The organism is Gordonia sp. GN26 (assembly GCF_054823965.1).
On sequence record NZ_JSYC01000054.1, the window covers coordinates 51,043 to 69,773 of the forward strand.

Annotated in this window: 15 protein-coding genes; 7 read left to right on the forward strand and 8 right to left on the reverse strand. The window is 68.0% G+C overall.

What is annotated here, in order from left to right; genetic code table 11:
• Positions 1–26: 26 nt before the first annotated feature.
• Together macS and OK17_RS13300 are read right to left on the reverse strand one after the other, a co-directional pair.
• On the reverse strand, positions 27–1,295 hold the full coding sequence (gene macS / locus OK17_RS13295; protein ID WP_461417715.1) for a MacS family sensor histidine kinase: 1,269 nt from the start codon (positions 1,293–1,295) through the stop codon (positions 27–29).
• The gene (locus tag OK17_RS13300; RefSeq protein WP_232717056.1) at positions 1,292–2,572 is read right to left on the reverse strand and encodes an AI-2E family transporter; all 1,281 of its coding nucleotides are present in this window, start codon (positions 2,570–2,572) and stop codon (positions 1,292–1,294) included. Before OK17_RS13300 ends, macS begins: the two co-directional genes overlap by 4 nt.
• Positions 2,573–2,648: 76 nt before the next feature.
• Between OK17_RS13300 and OK17_RS13305 the strand changes: the two genes are divergently transcribed.
• Positions 2,649–3,806, forward strand: coding sequence for a lysylphosphatidylglycerol synthase transmembrane domain-containing protein (locus tag OK17_RS13305; RefSeq protein WP_461417716.1), 1,158 nt, complete (start codon positions 2,649–2,651; stop codon positions 3,804–3,806).
• Between the two features lie 6 nt (positions 3,807–3,812).
• Entirely contained in the window at positions 3,813–4,262 is a 450-nt protein-coding gene (locus tag OK17_RS13310; RefSeq protein ID WP_461417717.1) for a DUF3054 domain-containing protein, read from the forward strand.
• Positions 4,263–4,313: 51 nt separating this feature from the next.
• Here OK17_RS13310 and OK17_RS13315 read toward each other — a convergent pair whose 3' ends face one another.
• Positions 4,314–5,951 (reverse strand): NTF2-like N-terminal transpeptidase domain-containing protein, encoded by a 1,638-nt coding sequence (locus tag OK17_RS13315; RefSeq protein ID WP_461417718.1) that lies wholly within the window; start codon positions 5,949–5,951, stop codon positions 4,314–4,316.
• A 189-nt stretch (positions 5,952–6,140) separates the two neighbouring features.
• Here OK17_RS13315 and OK17_RS13320 point away from each other — a divergent pair, with 189 nt between their 5' ends.
• A complete protein-coding gene (locus OK17_RS13320) occupies positions 6,141–6,893 on the forward strand; it encodes a pirin family protein (RefSeq protein ID WP_232717052.1) in 753 nt (250 codons plus the stop codon).
• A gap of 26 nt (positions 6,894–6,919) precedes the next feature.
• On the opposite strand, the gene OK17_RS13325 is transcribed toward OK17_RS13320, so the two are convergent.
• From OK17_RS13325 to OK17_RS13340, 4 genes are all read right to left on the reverse strand, one after another.
• Positions 6,920–8,311, reverse strand: a complete 1,392-nt coding sequence (locus OK17_RS13325; protein WP_461417719.1) for a hypothetical protein — start codon at positions 8,309–8,311, stop codon at positions 6,920–6,922.
• 49 nt (positions 8,312–8,360) lie between these two features.
• Positions 8,361–9,080 carry a sterol desaturase family protein gene (locus tag OK17_RS13330; protein ID WP_232717050.1) on the reverse strand — a complete coding sequence of 240 codons (720 nt, stop codon included), beginning with the start codon at positions 9,078–9,080 and terminating at the stop codon, positions 8,361–8,363.
• Positions 9,080–9,823, reverse strand: coding sequence for a FadR/GntR family transcriptional regulator (locus OK17_RS13335; RefSeq protein WP_232717049.1), 744 nt, complete (start codon positions 9,821–9,823; stop codon positions 9,080–9,082). The genes OK17_RS13330 and OK17_RS13335 overlap by 1 nt, the downstream gene beginning before the upstream one ends.
• A 133-nt stretch (positions 9,824–9,956) precedes the next feature.
• Positions 9,957–11,417, reverse strand: coding sequence for a dihydrolipoyl dehydrogenase family protein (locus tag OK17_RS13340; RefSeq protein WP_461417720.1), 1,461 nt, complete (start codon positions 11,415–11,417; stop codon positions 9,957–9,959).
• A gap of 85 nt (positions 11,418–11,502) precedes the next feature.
• Here OK17_RS13340 and OK17_RS13345 point away from each other — a divergent pair, with 85 nt between their 5' ends.
• Both OK17_RS13345 and OK17_RS13350 read left to right on the forward strand, forming a co-directional pair.
• Complete coding sequence (locus OK17_RS13345; protein WP_461417721.1) at positions 11,503–13,494, forward strand: M13 family metallopeptidase; 1,992 nt, start codon at positions 11,503–11,505, stop codon at positions 13,492–13,494.
• The gene (locus OK17_RS13350; RefSeq protein WP_461417722.1) at positions 13,491–14,066 is read left to right on the forward strand and encodes an ion channel; all 576 of its coding nucleotides are present in this window, start codon (positions 13,491–13,493) and stop codon (positions 14,064–14,066) included. Before OK17_RS13345 ends, OK17_RS13350 begins: the two co-directional genes overlap by 4 nt.
• 33 nt (positions 14,067–14,099) lie before the next feature.
• Here OK17_RS13350 and OK17_RS13355 read toward each other — a convergent pair whose 3' ends face one another.
• Positions 14,100–15,227, reverse strand: a complete 1,128-nt coding sequence (locus OK17_RS13355; protein WP_461417723.1) for an NDMA-dependent alcohol dehydrogenase — start codon at positions 15,225–15,227, stop codon at positions 14,100–14,102.
• Positions 15,228–15,462: 235 nt separating this feature from the next.
• On the opposite strand from OK17_RS13355, the gene OK17_RS13360 reads away from it, so the two are divergent.
• Both OK17_RS13360 and OK17_RS13365 read left to right on the forward strand, forming a co-directional pair.
• A complete protein-coding gene (locus OK17_RS13360) occupies positions 15,463–17,592 on the forward strand; it encodes an MMPL family transporter (RefSeq protein ID WP_461417724.1) in 2,130 nt (709 codons plus the stop codon).
• Between the two features lie 102 nt (positions 17,593–17,694).
• The gene (locus OK17_RS13365) at positions 17,695–18,651 is read left to right on the forward strand and encodes a R2-like ligand-binding oxidase (protein WP_461417725.1); all 957 of its coding nucleotides are present in this window, start codon (positions 17,695–17,697) and stop codon (positions 18,649–18,651) included.
• The last annotated feature ends 80 nt before the right edge of the window (positions 18,652–18,731 follow it).

The window sequence follows — 18,731 nt, forward strand, 5'->3', positions numbered from 1 at the left end:
TGTTCTCCCATCAGTCCCGTTGCCCCTCAGCCCTGTTGCCCCTCAGCCCTGGTGCCGCTCGGTCCTGTCCCCGACCGGCCCGATCGTCGCGGGACGGTGAACTCCCACTCGGTCCCGGCACCGGGTTCGGTGTCGAGGACTGCTGTTCCGCCCAACGATTCGATCCGTCCGACAATGGATTTCGCAACGCCGAGGCGTCCTTGCGACACCGCCTGCGCCAGCCGGCCCTCGCTGATCCCGACACCGTCGTCGCGCACGCTCACCACCACGTCGTCTCCGAGATCCTCCACCAGGATGTAGGCGCGCGCATCGGGTCCCGCGTGATGGCGGGTGTTGTCGAGGACGTTGACCACCGCGGCGCGGATCTCCTGCCCGATGTGGGCGGATACCGGAACCGGGTCGGCCGGTGCGCTCACCGAGATGCGGTCGTCGGCGAAGACCCGCAGGGTCGCCGCGAGGTCCAGTTCATCGGTTCCTCCCGCGCCGTCGAGCACGGACTCGTCGCCCGCGTCACCGGCGTCGGAGATCATCCGGCGCAGTGCGCGTTCCTGTTCGGCGGCCAGTGAGGCCAGTTCCGCGGTGGGCCCGCCGATCTCACGGCCGCGTCGGGCGATGAGCGCGAGCACCTGCAGCACTCCGTCGTGCACCTCGCGCGACAGACGTTCGCGTTCCTCGGCGGCCGCCGCGATTCGTGCTGCGGCCGACAGCTTCTCGTGGGAGCGCCGGGCATTCGCCGCCGCGAGGCCCACCGCCATGCCGGTCGCGACGATCACGATGATCGTGGCGTTGTGTCCGAAGTTCAGGTTCAGCTCGCCCTTGACGAAGGTGCTCGTCCCGCCGACGACGAGTCCGATGACGATCCCGCCGACCGGTCCCGCCAGGATCGCGACCGAGATGACCGCGTTGGTGGCCCACAGCGTCGTCGGCCAGGTCTGGTTGTTCCACGCCCACTCGGCGTCGGCCACATAGGAGGTGGACAACATCAGGCCGCAGACCAACACCACTTCGGCGGTGACCCAGTAGCGGTTGCGGGCGAATCCGAGGAAGTACCCGATCCCGCTGACCGCCGTCCAGACGGTCAGCAGACAAAAGAGTGCCCACGCGACGGCCCGATGGTCCAGGTCGTCGTTGATCGCCAACTGGAAGCCGAGTGCGTAGAGATAGGACAGCAGACGGAAGATCTGCGCACCACGCCACAGTGGACCGACCGGATCGACGTCGACGGCGCGGGCCAACCGCCCCGCCTCCGTGTCCCGCATCTGCGCGACCCACCGCGTCGACGGCTGCGCGCTCATGACGTCCCGGGCTCCTGTGGGCCTGTTTCGGGGTCCTGCTCCGGCGGGGTCGCCGCGTGCGGCTTCGCCCCGCTCTCCGCAACGGCCTCCGCGGTCGCGTCGGGATCGGCGGTGTCCCACACGGGTTCGTTGGGTTCGGCGACATATCCTCCGGGGTGGACCTCGGTGTCGCGCTCGGCGTCGGCCGTGCCCTTGAGGTGACGTATCGCGGTGTTGAGGAAGGCGATCAGCGGCACGGCCAGCAGTCCGCCGATGATCCCGGCCGAGACCAGGCCCGCGGCGATACCGAGGACCACTGCGACCGGATGCAACCGCACCGAACGGCCGAGCAGGAACGGCTGCAGTACATGACTTTCGAGTTGCATCACGCCGACGACGATCGCGAGTGCGACGACGGCCGCGATCCAACCCTGGGTGATCAGGGCGACCAGCACCGCCAGCGAACCGCTCAGCAGCGCACCGACGATCGGGATGAAGGCACCGAGGAACACCAGCGACGCCAGCGGGAGCGCGAGCGGCACCTGCAGGATGGCGAGGCCGACCCCGATCCCGCAGGCATCGACGAAGGCCACGGCGACCGTCGCCCGCACGTATCCGACGAGTGTCCCGAATCCGGCGATCCCCGCTCGCCACACCCGGTCACGGCTCCCGGCCGGCACGAGCCCGGTGGAGAACCGCCAGATCTCCGCCCCGCCGTAGAGGAAGAAGATGAGGAGGAAGAGGGTCAGCAATGCACCGGTGATGATCTCGCTCGCGGTGGTGGCGGTCGCGAGTGCGCCGCTGGTGACGCGATCCTGGTTGTGCTGCAGAAAGTTCACGACGTCCGAGCCTGCGTTACGCACCTGCTCCGGATCGAGATCGAGCGGCCCCTCGATCAGCCACTGCTTGGTGCGCTCGACCGTGTCGCTGACCTCTTCGACCAGCTGCGGCACACCCCGCATGAACTCGCGCACCACGAATGTCATCACCCCGGCGATGAAGCCCAGCGCCAGGAGAATGTTGAGCAGCACCGCCAGCGACCTCGGTACCCCGCGACGGTCGAGGGCGTCGACCGCGGGTACGAGCATCGCCGCCACCAGGATCGCCAGCGCGACCGGGACCAGCACCTCTTCGAACTCGACGAAAAGCTTCGCGGCGACGTAGGCGGCGACGAGGAGCAATAGCAGCCGCCACGCCCATTCGGCGGCGGCCCGCACCTGCGGATGGACCCTGGCACGGTCGAGGGACGCGAGGTCGGGGGCTACGTGCGGCCGACCGGCCGGTTCGGCTTCGCTCACGAGAGCAACAGTAGACAGTCCGGTCAGCGGACGGTGGTGGACATGCGGGAGCGCACCCTGGCCTAGGGTGTCACCTATGTCGGAGGATGTTGGCTCACCAGGGGATGTGACCGCACGCCCCGCCACCCGCCCCCGCTTCTGGTGGGTGCGCTGGGTCCTCCTTGCCGTCGTCCTGGTGATCCTCGGTGTCGAGATCGTGCTGATCTGGCCCGAGTTGAAGAAGGCCTGGCTGCGCATCGACAACATCAAATGGCACTGGGTGTTCGCCTGCGTCGTGGCCGCGATGCTGTCGATGGACAGCTTTGCGCAGGTCCAGCGGGCGTTGTTGCGCTCGGCCGGCGTCCGGGTGACGCAGTGGAAGTCGCTGTCGGTCATCCTCGCCGCCAACTCGCTGAGCCAGACCATGCCGGGCGGCCAGGTGCTGGCCCCCGCGTTCACCTACCGCGAGACCCGCAAGTGGGGAGCGACGCCGGTCGTCGCGTCGTGGCAGGTCGTCATGTCGGGCCTGCTCGCGGGCGTCGGACTCGCGGTTCTCGGGTTCGGCGGCGCGATGCTCGCCGGTGCCAAGACGAGCCCGTTCTCGGTCGTCTTCTCGGTGGCCGGGCTGCTCGCCGTCGCCGTCGTCCTGCAGTACCTCGCCAGCCACCCCGAGTCGCTGAAGAGCACCGGGATCCGGGTGCTGGGGTGGATCAACCAGCTCCGCAACAAGCCCGACGACCACGGCACCGAGAAGCTCTTCGAACTGCTGGAGCAGCTCCGGGCCGTGCAGCTCACCAAACGCGACACCTCGATCGCGTTCGGGTGGAGCCTGTTCAACTGGGTCGCCGACGTCGCCTGTCTGATGTTCGCCTGCTGGGCCGTCGACGCACACCCGAGCATCGCGGGACTGATGGTCGCCTATGCGGCCGGCAAGGCCGTCGGCACGGCGATCCCGCTGCTCCCGGGCGGCATCGGTGTCGTCGACGCCGTGCTGGTCCCCGCCCTGACCAGTGCCGGCATGCCCGCCGCCGACGCCATCACCGCCGTCCTGATCTACCGCATCATCAGCTACGTCTTCGTCGCGGTGGTCGGCTGGGTCGTCATCGCGATCATGTTCCGCAACCGGATCAGGCGCGACGACACCTTCATCGACGAGGTGGAACGCGACGTCGACGCGGCTGCGCAACAGGAGTCCTCCGGCACGGAACCCGGTCAAGGGTCCGACACTGATCCGCCGCCGAACCCGGTACGGTAATCCACCATGTCGATCCCGAACCCCACCGAGGAGGGGACCTCACCGGTGCGGGGAACCGCGACCGGGCCGATGGCCGCTCTGTTCGACGCGGTGGCCATCACGATCTTCGTGGTGATCGGCCGAGCCAGCCACGAAGAGGGGTACGCCCCGGTCACCTTCCTGCACACACTGTGGCCGTTCCTGGTCGGCTGCGCGGCCGGCTGGTCGATCACCTACGTGTACGCCCACGTACGCTCCAGCGACTTCTTCGGCCACGACTTCCGACCCGACCGCGTCGTACCGGTCGGGATCGTCATCTGGTTCTGCACCGTGACCGTCGCGATGATCCTGCGCTTCATCCTCAGCCAGGGCGTGGCGGTCAGCTTCGTCATCGTCGCGACCGTGACGCTGGCCTTGTTCCTGCTCGGGTGGCGGGCGGTCTTCGCCTACCTGGGCCGCCGCGCCGCCGGCCGCTGACACCTCACCGGCCGACACCTCACCGGCGTCGCGAACCGCCGACGGTCGCGCCTACTTGATGGTGAAGTACTTCTGGGCCACCTGGAGCGCCGCGGTACCCGACTTCGGACCCTCGGTGTAGATCACGACGACCTGTCCGCCCTGGATGCCGACGAACCAGCCCGGACCTTCGGGACCGTTGGTCCCGACCAGCGCCTTCAGGCCGGGAGCCCGGGTGAGGTCGCTGGCATCGCCGGTGGCCGCGGTGGTGGTCATCGCCCGCAGGATCGGACCGACCAGCGCAGGGTCGAGGCCTCCGAGTTCACCGCCGGCGACCTTGGTGGGCACGTTCTTGAGGACGAACGGCGGCACCGACGACGGCTGACCCGCAGCCGCCCGTGCCAGGGCGACGCCGAGCGCACCCATGTTGGTCATCGACATGTTGGTCTGCCCCGGACGGAAGCCGATGGTCGCGATGCCGGGTTGTCCCGGCGTCGGGACGCTGGCACCGGGGACGGTGAACTGCACGCCGAGTCCCAGGCGGTCGAGGAGCGTCTCCGCCTGCTCGGGTTGTGCGCCGGAGATGCGGCCGACCTCGTCGAAGACCGGGTTCAGCGTCGAGCCGACCGGGTACGCCCGATCGATCTCGATGTTGCGTTCGGCGGCGTAGGTGTTCTGCGCCATGCCGAGGATCGCGCCGCTCTGGGCGTCGAGGGTGAGGATCGTGGCGGGCTGCCCGACCTCGACCGCGGCGTCGCCCAGGGTCAGCTGCACGCCCTGGTCGACGGTCGACAGCACGTCGGGTCCGGGAGGTCCCTGCTCACCGGCGAGACGGCGGGGCCGGACACCGGGGTTGACCATCTCGACCTGCCAGCCGGCGGTGGCATCGCGGATCGCCTGCCAGTAGTTGGTCAGGCCGTCCTCGAGTGGCGACGACAGGCGACGGTCGGCCATGACGAGCCGGTCGGTGCGGTTCACGCTCACCCCGGGCACGCGGGCGGGGTCACCGGCGAGAACCTGCATGTCCGGATCGCGGAGCGTCACGGCGATCACCTGCTTGCCGGGCATCTCGGCCAGCTTCTCACTGATGACCGCGGGAGTGATCAGCGGGGCGATCGGCGCGATGACCCCGGCCAGCGCACGGGTCGTGGCGGCCAGATCGCGGGTTTGTGCAGGGTCGATGACGATTTCGTTGACCGGCTGCAGGTACATGAAGACCTTGCCCGACCGGCTGCGCACTGACGGCGCGGGCGTCGCGTCGGTCCGGATCTCGCGGAGGTGTCCACCGGCACCGAGGCCCGGATGCAGGATCGCCGGATCCCAGGTGACCTTCCAGCCCGACGACAGCTTCCGTGCGGTTCCCTCGCTGTTCGCCTCGTAGACACGCCCCTTGTCCCAGTTCCACTTGGTGGTCAGGGCGAAGGTCGCGGTGCCGTCGCTGTACTCGACGGGTTTCTCGATGTCGACGTCGATCCGTTGTGCCGACATCTCTTTCAGCGTCGTGGTCAGACTGTCCCCGGCTTGACCGGGGGCAGTCGTGAACTGCGCGGCACCGCCGGCATCCTGGCGGCTCAGCGCGGTGGCGAAAGCATCGATGGCGGCGGCGGCACCGGAGTTCGACGTTCCGGTGAGCGAACAGGAGCTCACGACGACGGCACAGGTGACCGCGGCACAAGCGGCGGACGTTGCGCGCTTGACCCAGATCTTCATGACGACAATTTTCACTCTTATAACACTCGAAATCGACGCTCTCAGCTTCCATTCGGGAATCAAGCCGGTCACGAACGCGTCTCGTCCCGCAATCTTCACGCCACAGCCGACGATCGGGTGTGGTTTCGTTCACGAAACCACGGCGAACTCCGACCAGAAGCGGGGTCTGCAGACTGCGATGATGGACCCATGGCTTTCACGGTGATCCCCGGTGACGATCGCATGGTCACGACGACCGATTGGCTCACCTCGCGGCACGGGTTCTCCTTCGGCGACCACTACGATCCCGACAACACCCATTTCGGGGCCCTCCTCGCATTCAACGACGAGGAGGTGGCACCCGGCGAGGGCTTCGACCTCCACCACCATCAGGAGAGCGAGATCGTCACCTGGGTGGTGTCCGGGACGCTCGTGCACCGGGATTCGGCCGGGCACTCGGGCGTGCTCTATCCCGGTCTCGTGCAACGGATGAGCGCCGGGACCGGCGTCGAACACTCCGAGCGCAACGACGCGTGGCCGGACCTGGCCGGGTCGGGGACCGAGCCGGTGCACTACGTCCAGATGTGGCTGATGCCCGACCGTCACGGACTCGAGCCGTCCTACGATCAGGCCGACGTCGCCGATCGGCTGGCGGCCGGCGAGCTGGTCCCTGTCGCTTCCGGTGACCCCGACCGTGGGGCCGCGATCTCGATCGCCAACGCCGGCGCCACCCTCTACGCCGTACGACTGAGCCCCGGCGGGAAGTCCGAGATCCCGACCGCCCGCTACACGCTCCTGTTCGTCGTCGAGGGCGAGGCTCAGGCCACCGTCGACGGGGAGCCCGCAGCCCTGCGTGCCGGTGACGCCGTACGCGCCGTCGACGCCGAACTGATGTCGGTCACCTCCGACGCCGGCGCCGAGATCCTGGTCTGGTCGATGGCGACGGGGCTCGGGGGTTCCTGAGGCCTGCGAGTGGACCCGGCCCCCGGTCACCAGATCCGGTGCGGTAGACCCCAGGCGGTCAACTCCTCGGCGAGCAGACGCCGGAGTGTGTCGTCGTCGACGAAGTGCTTCTCGTCGAAGCCGCACAAGGTGAAGGTCACGTTCGTCTCCGTTCGCGCCATCCAGGCGTGAATTCCCTCGCCGTAACGGAGGCGACCCGCGGAGTCGACGCCCTGCGGGACGCCCCGCACCGTGACCGCCGATGCTCGGACCCCTCCGACGGTGCACACCTCGGGAGGCAGGTCGCCGATGTTCGATGTCATGGCGTCCGGATACGAGGCCTCCGGGGCTCCCCTCTTCGCGATCAGAGACGGCGGGAGAAACCACCCCAGGGGCACCAGGTGCACCTCGGTCGCGCGTCGGCCGCCCGCCAGCGCCTTGTAGGCCCTCCGGCATTCCTCGCGGATCACGCCGAGATCCATCACGGGGGCGGGTACGGGTGAGAGGTAGACCGACACACCCGCCACCGCATTGCCCCGGTCGTGGTCCTCGTCGGTTCGGGCCGCGACCGGGATGCCGACCTTGATCTGATTCTCCGGCGCGGTGTAACCGCTGGCCCGGAGCAGGCCCGCGACGACCGCTATGTACAGCGAGTTGGCGGTGCCTCCGTGACTGCGGGCGACCTGGTCCCAGTCGGCGGTAGGGACGGTCGCGGTCGTCCAGACCGGCGTCGCCGCCGGTGCACGCTCGGCGAGCGGGGAACGGGGCGCACGCGAGTCGAGGGGTTGTGTGTCGTCCTCGACCGTCCGGGCGTTGCCCTTCACCGCTCGCAGAATCCCGGCGCCGGCAGCGCCGAGCTGACGCACGGCGTCGACGACGTCGGAGGATCGCGACGCGACCGGGTGCGGGACCTTGGGCGGGATCATTCGATCGCCCCGTTCCACGGCTGCCAGAGCCTCTGCGACCGCGGCGACGCGTGCTTTGCCGTCGGCGACCATGTGCAAGCTGCACAACGACAGCACGGTGCGGCCGGTCTCGGTCACGGCGGCACGCAGACGCCAGCAGCGCCCCTTGTCCGGGTCGAGCCGGACGCCACGCAGCTCGTCCACGGCCCAGTCGGCCACCGCGTCGTCGGCGATCCGCTGGTCGTCGAGGGCGAGGGGCACCGGCCGAGGTGCTCGAACCCAGTACGGCCGGGCGCCGCGCACTCTCGGCTCGACGAGCTGCCGGTGCAGCCGGCCGTGACACAGCGCGTCGTTGAATCGTCGAAGACTCTCCGGATCCACTTCCTCCGGGAAGTCCCACACCATCTGCTGGACCACCGACCAGCCAACCGCCCGGTACAACAGCCACCATGGTGCGTCGCCGACGGTGAATCGGACCAGGTCGGGGACGGGGCGGAAGGCCTGCGAGTCGTCTTCGATGGGGTTGTCGCGCACGACTTCCGATGGTTCCACACGATTGCACCCCGGAGCGGACCGGTGGTGATCAGTGCGACGTCCGCGACGACGCGTGCAGATCCTTCGCGGTCGGCGACTTCTCGACGGTCTCCGGGTCGGGGTCGGTCCTCAGCAGACGGTCGACGGTCCCGGCCGTGGTGACCGCGAACCAATAGTGCTCGTTGCGGTAGTGGTGGAACCGGTGGTTGCGCCAGAGCCGGCGGTAGAACGCGTGCCGCGGCCGGTAGTCGGAGTGGATCAGGTAGTGCGTCCACTCGTAGACCAGCCCGATCGCCGGGAGCACGACCAGGAAGGTCAGCCCGCGCTCGACGCTGGCGAAGACGAACATCCCGACGATGACGGCGGCGATCACGACCGCGATGAGCACCTGCCACGGGATGAAGATGAGCGGGATGTCGCGGGGGTCGCGATGGTGTTCACGATGTTTGCGCGCGACGAGCGGGTCGATGGTGACCGGGCCCAGTCGCTTGGGGCGCCAGTGTAGGACGAACACGTGGATCAGCCATTCCACCAGCGGGAAGCTCGCGACCATGACCACCGGGACGAGCAGGTCGGCGAGACCCCAGCCGCCCAGCCACACCCGCGCCACCAGCGCGGCGGCGAGGAACGCCGCCATAATCCACGGCGACGGATGTCGAATGAACTCGGCGAATGCATCGCGCAACGACATCGAGTGCCGCGATCGCATTCTCCGCTCCTCGGTCGCCACCTGTCGGCGTGCCCGGATGTCGATCTCGTCTGCGGACATCAGTGTCCCTCCCCCGGTGTGGTTTCTGCTTTCTCGAGCGCCTCGCACAGGGCGAGCAGTGCCGACGTCGCGGGTTCGAGCAGAGCGCGGGCCGCGACCTCGGCACGTTCGGGTTCGTGTGCGGCGATGGTGTCGACGAGCGCGCGGTAGCCCTCGATGTTCCCGACCTCGGGTTCCAGCACCCCGGCGAGAGCGGGGACCGCGGGCTCATAGGCGGCGCGCAGCGAGTTGTACATGAGCCGGAAGGCGATCGAGTCGGCCGCGTCGATGACGGCACTCCAGAACTCCAGAGCGGCGACCTGCTGACCGACGGGTTCGGGCTCGCCGGCGAGACGGTCGAGAACCGATCGGATCGCTACCAGGTGATCGTCGGAGGCACGTTGCGCTGCGAGGCGGGCGACCTCCGGGCCGACGACGGCACGCGCCTCGACGATCGACCGCGCGACACTCGGCGCGAGCGCACCGCCGCGGATGAGCAGACGGGGCAGGAGATCGAGGCCGCCCGTCCGGGCGATGTCCTGGACCCGCGCGCCGTCGCCCTGCCGGATGGTGACGAGTCCCGACGCCGCGACCCGCTTGAGCGCCTCGCGCACCGTCGGCCGGGAGACCCCCAGCATCCGCGCGAGTTCCCGCTCACTGGGGAGCGCCTCGCCGGCGGCCAGATCGCCGGACAGCACACCTTCGACGATCTGGTCGAAGACGATCTCGGGCGCACTCTGCTGGGTCACCGGCTGGAAGGGCATACCTGTGACCGTAACCACACTCGGTCAAGTGGTCAAGTGGTCAGACCAATTACCAAACCAGCGCGCGACCGCACGTAGAGATGCGCCGGCGCTACGTGGCGACAGACGGATTCGAACCGCAGGCCTGTGCAGGTCAGCGCAGCTGATCGAGGAGCCGCAACCACACCTCGCTGACCGTCGGATACGACGGAACCGCGTGCCACAACCGTGACAGCGGCACCTCGCCGACGATCGCGACCGTCGCCGAGTGCACCAGTTCACCGGTCTGCGAGCCGACAAAGGTCGCACCGACGAGAACATCCCTCGCGGCGTCGACGACCAGCGATGCGTACCCCGAGTAGTCGGGCCCCAGCAGGTACGAGCCGGCCACCGCGATCTCGCCCTCGGCGACACGCACGTCGATCCCGGCGTCCGTCGCCTGCTCCCGGGTGAGCCCGACCGACGAGATCTCCGGTCGGGTGAAGACCACCTGTGGCACCGCAGCGTGGTCGGAACTCGCGACGTACCGCAGGCCGTCGAGTTCCCGACCCTCGGCCCGTGCGGCGATGACGTCGCCGGCGACCCTCGCCTGGTACTTGCCCATGTGGGTCAAGGCGTTGCGGCCGTTCACATCCCCGACCGAGTAGAGCCAGGGATGGCCCGGCACCGTGAGGTGATCGTCGACCCGCAGCGGCCCCTTGGCCTCCAATCCCACCGAGTCGAGACCCAGATCGGTTGTCGCAGGCGCCCTTCCGGCAGCGACCAAGATCTCGTCGACGGTGAGATCGCCGGCCCCGTCGCCGGTGAGCCGGACGACCGCCGGGCCGCCGTGGATTCGTCCGTATCCGGTGGCCGCGGCGTCGGACCTCTCGACGGATTCGATCGTCGTCCCGAAGCGGATGTCGGCGCCGCGTGCCCGCAGCGTGTCGGCAACCCGTTCGCCGGCAAAGGGTTCCATCTTCGGCAGCAGCCGGTCTCCGCGGATCGCCATCACGAGACTGCGCACCCCCAGGTCCAACAGCCACGTCGCGGCCTCGCAGGCCACGACCCCACCGCCGAGCACCACCACCCGTTCCGGGATGTCGAGGATGTTGGTCGCGTCGCGCGAGGTCCACGGCAGCGCCTCGCGCAGTCCGGGGATCGGTGGGACGGACGCGGTGCTCCCGGTGGCGACGACCACCGCCTCGCGGGCGGTCAGCAGCCGGCCACCGGCCTGGACCTGTTTCTCGCCGACGATCCGGCCGTGGCCGCGGATCACCTCGATGCCGGCACCGTTGGCCCATCGCACCTGACCGGTGTCGTCGTGGGTGGTGCGGCTGTCGTCGAGACGGCCGGTGACGGTGTCGCGCCACTCGAGTACGCCGGAGGGTTCCGGGTTCGACGCCGACGCCCGTTCCCGGGACCCGCCCAGCGCCCGCGCCTCGCCGAGCGCGTTCCCGGGTCCGAGCAGCGCCTTGGACGGCATGCAGGCCCAGTAGGAACACTCCCCGCCCATCAGTTCGTGTTCGACGATCGCAGCGGTGCGATCGCTGCCCCGTATCGCATAGTCGGCGGCGTTCTCGCCGACCGGCCCGCCGCCGATCACGACGACGTCGTAGCTGGTTTCTCCCACCATGGATTCACCGTAGGGACCTGACCGGCACCTCGCGTGATTTCGCCGGTACCGAACGCTGCTGACGGATCGCCGATCCGGTGACAAGATGGAGCGCGTGACTGCTTCGAATACCGATCTCAAGTCCGGACTCGACCTCGAGTGGGTCGACGATTCCGTCCGCATCCAGGACGATCTGTTCGCCCACGTCAACGGCAAGTGGTTGGAGTCGCACGTCATCCCCGACGACCGTTCGGTCGACGGAGCGTTCCACGTGCTGCGCGACAACTCCGAGGAGAACGTCCGCGACATCATCACCGAGTGTGCGGAGTCGAGCCCCGCGAGCGGCTCCGACGCGCAGAAGATCGGCGACCTCTACGCCTCGTTCATGGACACCGACCACATCGAGGCGCTCGGCATCGGCCCGATCACCGGCGAGCTCGAGAAGATCGCCGCCATCGATTCCGTGGACGCACTCGCCCGGCGTATCGGGCGGCTCCAACGCCACGGCGCCGGCGGACTGTTCGGCTACTACGTCGACACCGACGCCAAGAAGTCCGACCGCTACCTGGTGCACGTCACCCAGTCCGGACTGGGCCTACCCGACGAGTCGTACTACCGCGAGGACAAGCACGCGGAGACCCGCACCGCCTACGTGGCACATGTGGAGCGGATGTTCGCCCTCGCCGGCTTCGACGACGCGGCCGCCCGCGCCGCCACCATCCTGGACCTCGAGACCGCCATCGCGGCCGAGCACTGGGACGTGGTGAAGCGCCGCGACGCCGAACTCACCTACAACCTGATGACACTGGACGAGTTCACCTCCGCCGCCGACGGTTTCCCGATCGGCGAGTGGCTGGGCGGCCTGGGCACCACCGGCGATCCGACCTTCGCCGAGGTCGTCGTCGCGCAACCCTCCTTCGTGTCGGGGGCGTCGTCGCTCATCGCCTCGCGTCCGCTCGACGAGTGGAAGACCTGGCTGACGTGGCGACTGCTCCGCTCCGCCGCGTCGTACCTGTCGTCGGACTTCGTCGACGAGAGCTTCGACTTCTACGGCCGTACACTGACCGGCGCGGAGACCATCCGCGACCGCTGGAAGCGCGGCGTCGGTTTCGTCGAGGGCGCGATGGGCTTCGCGGTCGGCAAACTCTATGTGGCCAAGCACTTCCCGCCGGAGGCGAAGGCACGCATGGACGAGCTCATCGCCAATCTGGTGAAGGCCTATCGCCGCAACATCTCCGAGCTCCCGTGGATGACCCCGGACACCCGGGAGAAGGCGCTCGCGAAGCTCGAGAAGTTCACCCCCAAGATCGGCTACCCGGCCAAGTGGCGCGACTACAGCGCACTGAGCGTCGACCGCGGTGATCTCATCGGGAACGTCGCGCGCGCTTCGTCGTTCGAGCAGGACCGCGAGTTCGCCAAGATCGGCGGACCGGTCGACCACGACGAGTGGTTCATGACCCCGCAGACGGTCAACGCCTACTACAACCCGGGCATGAACGAGATCGTCTTCCCGGCCGCCATCCTGCAGCCCCCGTTCTTCGACCCCGAGGCCGACGACGCGGTCAACTACGGCGGTATCGGCGCGGTCATCGGTCACGAGATCGGGCACGGCTTCGATGATCAGGGCGCGAAGTACGACGGTGACGGCAACCTCGTCGACTGGTGGACCGACACCGATCGCACCGAGTTCTCCTCCCGTACACGCAAGCTCATCGACCAGTACGGCGAGTTCACCCCGACGGGCCTCGACCCGGAGCACAAGGTCAACGGCGACTTCACCATCGGCGAGAACATCGGTGATCTCGGCGGTCTGTCGATCGCACTCGTGGCGTACGAGATCGCGACGGAGGGCACCGAACCGCCGGTCATCGACGGCCTGACCGGTACCCAGCGCGTGTTCTTCAGCTGGGCGCAGATCTGGCGCACCAAGACCCGCGACGCCGAGGCGATCCGCCGTCTGTCCATCGACCCGCACTCGCCGCCGGAGTTCCGCTGCAACGGTGTCGTGCGGAACATGGACGCCTTCTACGAGGCCTTCGACGTGAAGCCCGGGGACGCACTGTATCTCGAGCAGGACCAGCGGGTCCGGATCTGGTGAACGACGCATCCGGTGCCGACAGCGGCGTGCCCGACGGCGCCCCGGCACCGGGGGCGCCGCCACCGGTGACCATCGCGAAGGGCCGCGACCTGACCGTGGCGCTGCTTCGACCCATCGGTGCCGCGGTCGTGTTGCTGATCGGCTACTTCCTGCTGCCGATCAACAAGGCGAGCGATCTCAACATTCTCGGAATGACGGTGGGCGCCGGGCTCCTGACCGCGTTCTGCCTATGGGAGGTGCACAGGTTCGCCCGCTCCGTTCATCCGGTCGCGACCGCGATGGAGATGCTCGTGGCCCTCGCGACGTTCTACGTCACCGCCTTCGCCGCCACCTACTTCCTCTTCTCCGAATACGATCCGGGGAGCTTCAACGCGCAACTCACCCGCGTCGACGCGCTGTACTTCTGTCTGACGGTGTTCACGACAACGGGTTTCGGTGACATCGCGGCGGATTCGCAGGGGGCACGGATCGCGGTGTCGATCCAGATGGCCAGCACGCTGGTACTCCTCGGGCTCGGCCTCCGTTTCCTCAATCTGTTGATCAATCAGAAACGCCAGGCCACCGCGGGGTGACCTGGCGTCGCTGATCAGCGCTTCGGCGAACGATCAGTAATCGTCTTCCCCGTAGACGATCATGCCGCGGATGTTGTTGCCCGCCAGCATGTCGTCGTAGGCCTCGTTGATCTGGTCGAGCCGGTAGGTGTTGGTGACCAGGTCGTCGAGGTTGAGCTTGCCCGCGCGGTATTCGTTGAGCAGGGCCGGGACCTGGGTCCGGGGGCTCGCACCACCGAAGATCGCACCCTGGACCCGCTTCTGCAGGAGGGTGAGCTCGAAGAGGTTCATCTGGGCGTCCATCGACTGGAAGTTGCCCATGCCCACCACGACGACCTGTCCGCCCTTGCCGGTGAGGGCCAGAGCGGGGGCGATCATCGAGCCGTCGATCTCGCCGACGGTGAGGATGGTGGTGTTGGCCATCCGACCCCAGGTGATGTCCCCGATCGCTTCGAGCGCATCCTCCATCGACGCGAAGGTGTGTGTCGCACCGAGCTTCTCGGCCATCTGCAGCTTGAAGGGCACTGGGTCGACGGCGATGACGTTGCGGGCACCGGCGGCCGCGGCACCCTGGACCGAGTTGATGCCGACACCGCCGATGCCGACCACCACGACGGTGTCGCCGGCGTGCGTGCCGCCGATCTCGACCGCCGAACCCCAACCGGTGGCCACACCGCACCCGAGGAGGGCTGCGGCCTGCAGCGGGATGTCGTCCTCGATCTTCACCAGCGACGCCTGGTTGACGGTGATGTAGGGCGCGAACGTGCCGAGCATGCACATCTGCACGAGCGGGAGACCGTCGTGGGTGTGCGCCCGGTTGGTGTCGTCGGAGATGGACAAGCCGGTCAGCAGGCGCGCACCCTCGTCGCAGATGTTCTGCTGACCGCGTGAACACGGCTCACAGGTTCCGCAGGCCGGGATGAACGCGGTGACGACGTGGTCGCCCTCCTTCAGGCGGGTGACACCCGGGCCGACCTTGGTCACGATGCCGGCGCCCTCGTGTCCGCCCAACACCGGCATCGGCGCCGGGCTGTCGCCGGTGCGGAGGTGATGGTCACTGTGGCAGAGGCCCGAGCTGACGAGCTTCACCTGGACTTCGCCTGCCACCGGGTCGCCGAGCTCGAATTCCTCGATCTGCCACTTCTCGCCCGGATTCCGGAGAACTGCACCCTTGGTCTTCACATGTACTCCTCGCTCGTACCGACCCGCGACCGGGGCCGTCAGATATCGCCGCCTGCTTATGCGACGTAGGTCACATGTTGGTCCACATGTTCGATTGCCGCAGCCATTTCACGTGATCCGTGCCATGCGTCCGCGCGGCGGCCATCCGGCACGCGCCCGGCGTCGAATCGGTTGCATGCGACCGCCCTCGAGCCCCTCCTCCGCACGCACGGAGAACTCATGGAACGATGACTCCATGCCGGACAAGACCGTTTCGAGTCCCCGTCCCACCCGCAAACTCCGCTGGCTGATCCCCGCTCTTCTCCTCTTGGGCTGGTTGATCGTCGGCGGCATTACCGGTCCGTTCGCCGGCAAACTGGCGAGCGTCGCGAGCAACGACAACAGCTCGTTCCTCCCTGCCTCGGCCGAGTCGACGCAGGTCCAGAATCTGCTGGCCGAGTTCCAGGACACCGACGAGATCCCCGGCATCGTCATCGCCGAACGCTCGAGCGGGATCACCCCCGGTGACCTGGAATTCCTGCGCACCACCACGTCCGACCTGGCCGGCACGCCCGGTTTCGGCCCGGCGGTCTCCCCGCCGATCCCGTCGCAGGACGGCCAGGCCGCCCAGGTCTTCGTCCCGATCCAGAGCAGTGACGAGCCCGCGGACACGGTCGAGCTCCTGCGCGACAAGCTGGCGAACGCACCGGACGGTCTGACGGTCGCGGTCACCGGCCCGGCCGGCCAGGTCGCCGACCTCGGCGAGGCCTTCGCCGGCATCGACGGTCTGCTGCTGCTGGTCGCAGGAGCCGTCGTGATCCTGATCCTGATCGTCGTCTACCGCAGCCCGATCCTGCCGTTCGTGGTGGTCATCTCCGCGGTCTTCGCCCTCGGACTCGCATCCGGACTCGTCTACTTCCTCACCAAGCAGGGCGTGCTCGACCTCAACGGCCAGAGCCAGGGCATCCTGTTCATCCTGGTCTTCGGCGCCGCGACCGACTATGCGCTGCTGCTCGTGTCCCGGTATCGCGAGGAACTGATAGCCACCGAGGACAAGTACGCCGCCCTCAAGCAGGCATGGCGCGCGACGATCGAGCCGGTCTCCGCATCGGCGGGCACTGTCATCGCCGGTGTCCTGTGTCTACTGCTGTCGGATCTGAACTCCAACAAGAGCCTCGGCCCGGTCGCCGCGATCGGCATCGTCGCGTCGTTCCTGGCGTCGATGACGTTCCTGCCCGCCGCGCTCGCACTGCTCGGCCGCACCGCGTTCTGGCCGCTGCGCCCCAAGTACGCGCCGGAGACCTCGGCCGACAGCGGCGCCACCCACCGCCTGTGGAAGCGCATCGCCGACACGGTCGCATCCAAGCCGCGCGCCATCTGGGCGGGCACGCTGATCGTGCTGCTCATCGGTGCGGCGTTCGCCCCGACCTTCAAGGCCGACGGCATCGCCTCGACGGACTTCTTCATGGGCACCGTCGAGTCCGTGGAGGGCGCCGAGATCCAGGCGAAGCACTTCGACGCCGGTAGTGGCACACCCTCCTACGTCATCGCTGATCAGGCGGCCGGACCTGCGGTGCTCGACGTGGTTCGCGGGACCGACGGCGTGGCCAACGCATCGTTCATCACCGAGGGCGACGCCCCGAAGGTCGTCGACGGCAAGGTCGCGATCACCGCGACGCTGACCGACAACGCGGAGTCTCTCGCCGCGCAGGACACGGTCGCCGACATCCGCTCGGCGGTGGCTTCGGTCCCGGACGCCGACGCGCTGGTCGGCGGCACCACGGCGATCGACCTCGACACTCGCGAGGCGTCGATCCACGACCGCAACCTGATCATCCCGATCGTGCTGATCGTGGTGTTCCTCGTGCTGGTGGCGCTGCTCCGCAGCGTCCTGGCGCCGGCGATCCTGCTGGCGACCACGGTGTTGTCGTTCGCGACGACGCTGGGCATCGCGGCGCTGCTGTTCAACGGTCCGTTCGGCTTCCCCGGCGCCGACCCGGTGGTCCCGCTGTTCGCCTTCGTGTTCCTCGTGGCGCTCGGCATCGACTACAACATCTTCCTGATGACCCGCGTGCGCGAGGAAGCGCTCCGGCACGGCACCCGGATCGGCATGATCCGCGGCCTCACCGCGACCGGAGGCGTCATCACCTCGGCCGGTGTCGTGCTGGCGGCGACCTTCGCGGCACTCGCCGTGATCCCGCTGCTGTTCCTCGCACAGGTGGCGTTCCTGGTGGCGTTCGGTGTCCTCATCGACACGCTCATCGTGCGCACCCTCCTGGTGCCCGCGCTCACCCTCGACATCGGTCGCAAGATCTGGTGGCCGAGTGCGCTGGCCAAGACCGAGGACGAGGACGCGACACCGGAGCCCGTTCTCGACAAGGCGTAACATGAGCTACGGCAAGCGAATTCGCTGAACCCGACACTGTTCGCAGAGGAAAGCGTTAGCGTCAGGTATTCATATTCTCCACGGCAGTTGGCTGGTGATCTCATGACCCTTATCGAGCACAAGGAAGAGGGCCGCCAGGACTTCTCGTCATTGCGACAGGGAGGTCTCAACTGGGACTCATTTCCGTTGCGTCTCTTCATCAAAGGGAACTCGCGGTTCTGGGACCCGATTGCGATCGACTTCTCGCGGGACGCGCAGGATTGGGCCGAACTCACCGACGAGCAGCGCCGTAGCGCAACGTATCTCGTGAGTCAGTTCATCGCGGGCGAGGAAGCGGTCACCGAGGACATCCAACCCTTCATGAAGGCGATGGCCGCCGAGGGACGCTTCGGCGACGAGATGTACCTGACCCAGTTCTGCTTCGAAGAGGCCAAGCACACCCAGGTATTCCGGATGTGGATGGACTCCGTCGGTCTGCGCGGCGATCTCCAGGCGTTCGTCGCGGAGAACCCCTTCTACCGCCGGCTGTTCTACGAGGAGCTGCCGGAGTCGCTGCACGCCCTGGAGCACGACGCGTCGCCCCGCAACCAGATCCGCGCCAGCGTCACCTACAACCACGTCATCGAGGGCAGCCTGGCGCTGACGGGGTACCACGCCTGGCAGAAGGTCTGCACGCGCTACGACATCTTCCCCGGCATGCAGAAGCTGATCCGTTTCATCAGTGACGACGAGCGTCGCCACATGGCGTGGGGTACCTTCACCTGCCGTCGGCACGTCGCCGCCGACGACTCGCTGTGGGCCACCGTCGGTGAACGCATGGACGAGCTCCTCCCCCTGGCGCTCGGCATGATCGACTGGGTCAACCAGCAGTTCGACGAGCAGCCCTTCGGCCTCGACAACGACGAGTTCCTCACCTACGCCGCCGACCGCGCCCAACGCCGACTCTCCGCCATCGAATCCGCCCGCGGACGCTCGGTCGCCGACATCGACGTCGACTACTCCCCCGAAGTCCTCGAAGACGCCATGGGCGAGGACGACGCGGTGCGGTTGCAGATGTGAGGGTCTTTCCGCTGGTTGAGCGCACTTCCGCTGGCTGATAGGCAACGTTTCCCGCTGGTTGCGCCACGCCTGCTGGTTGA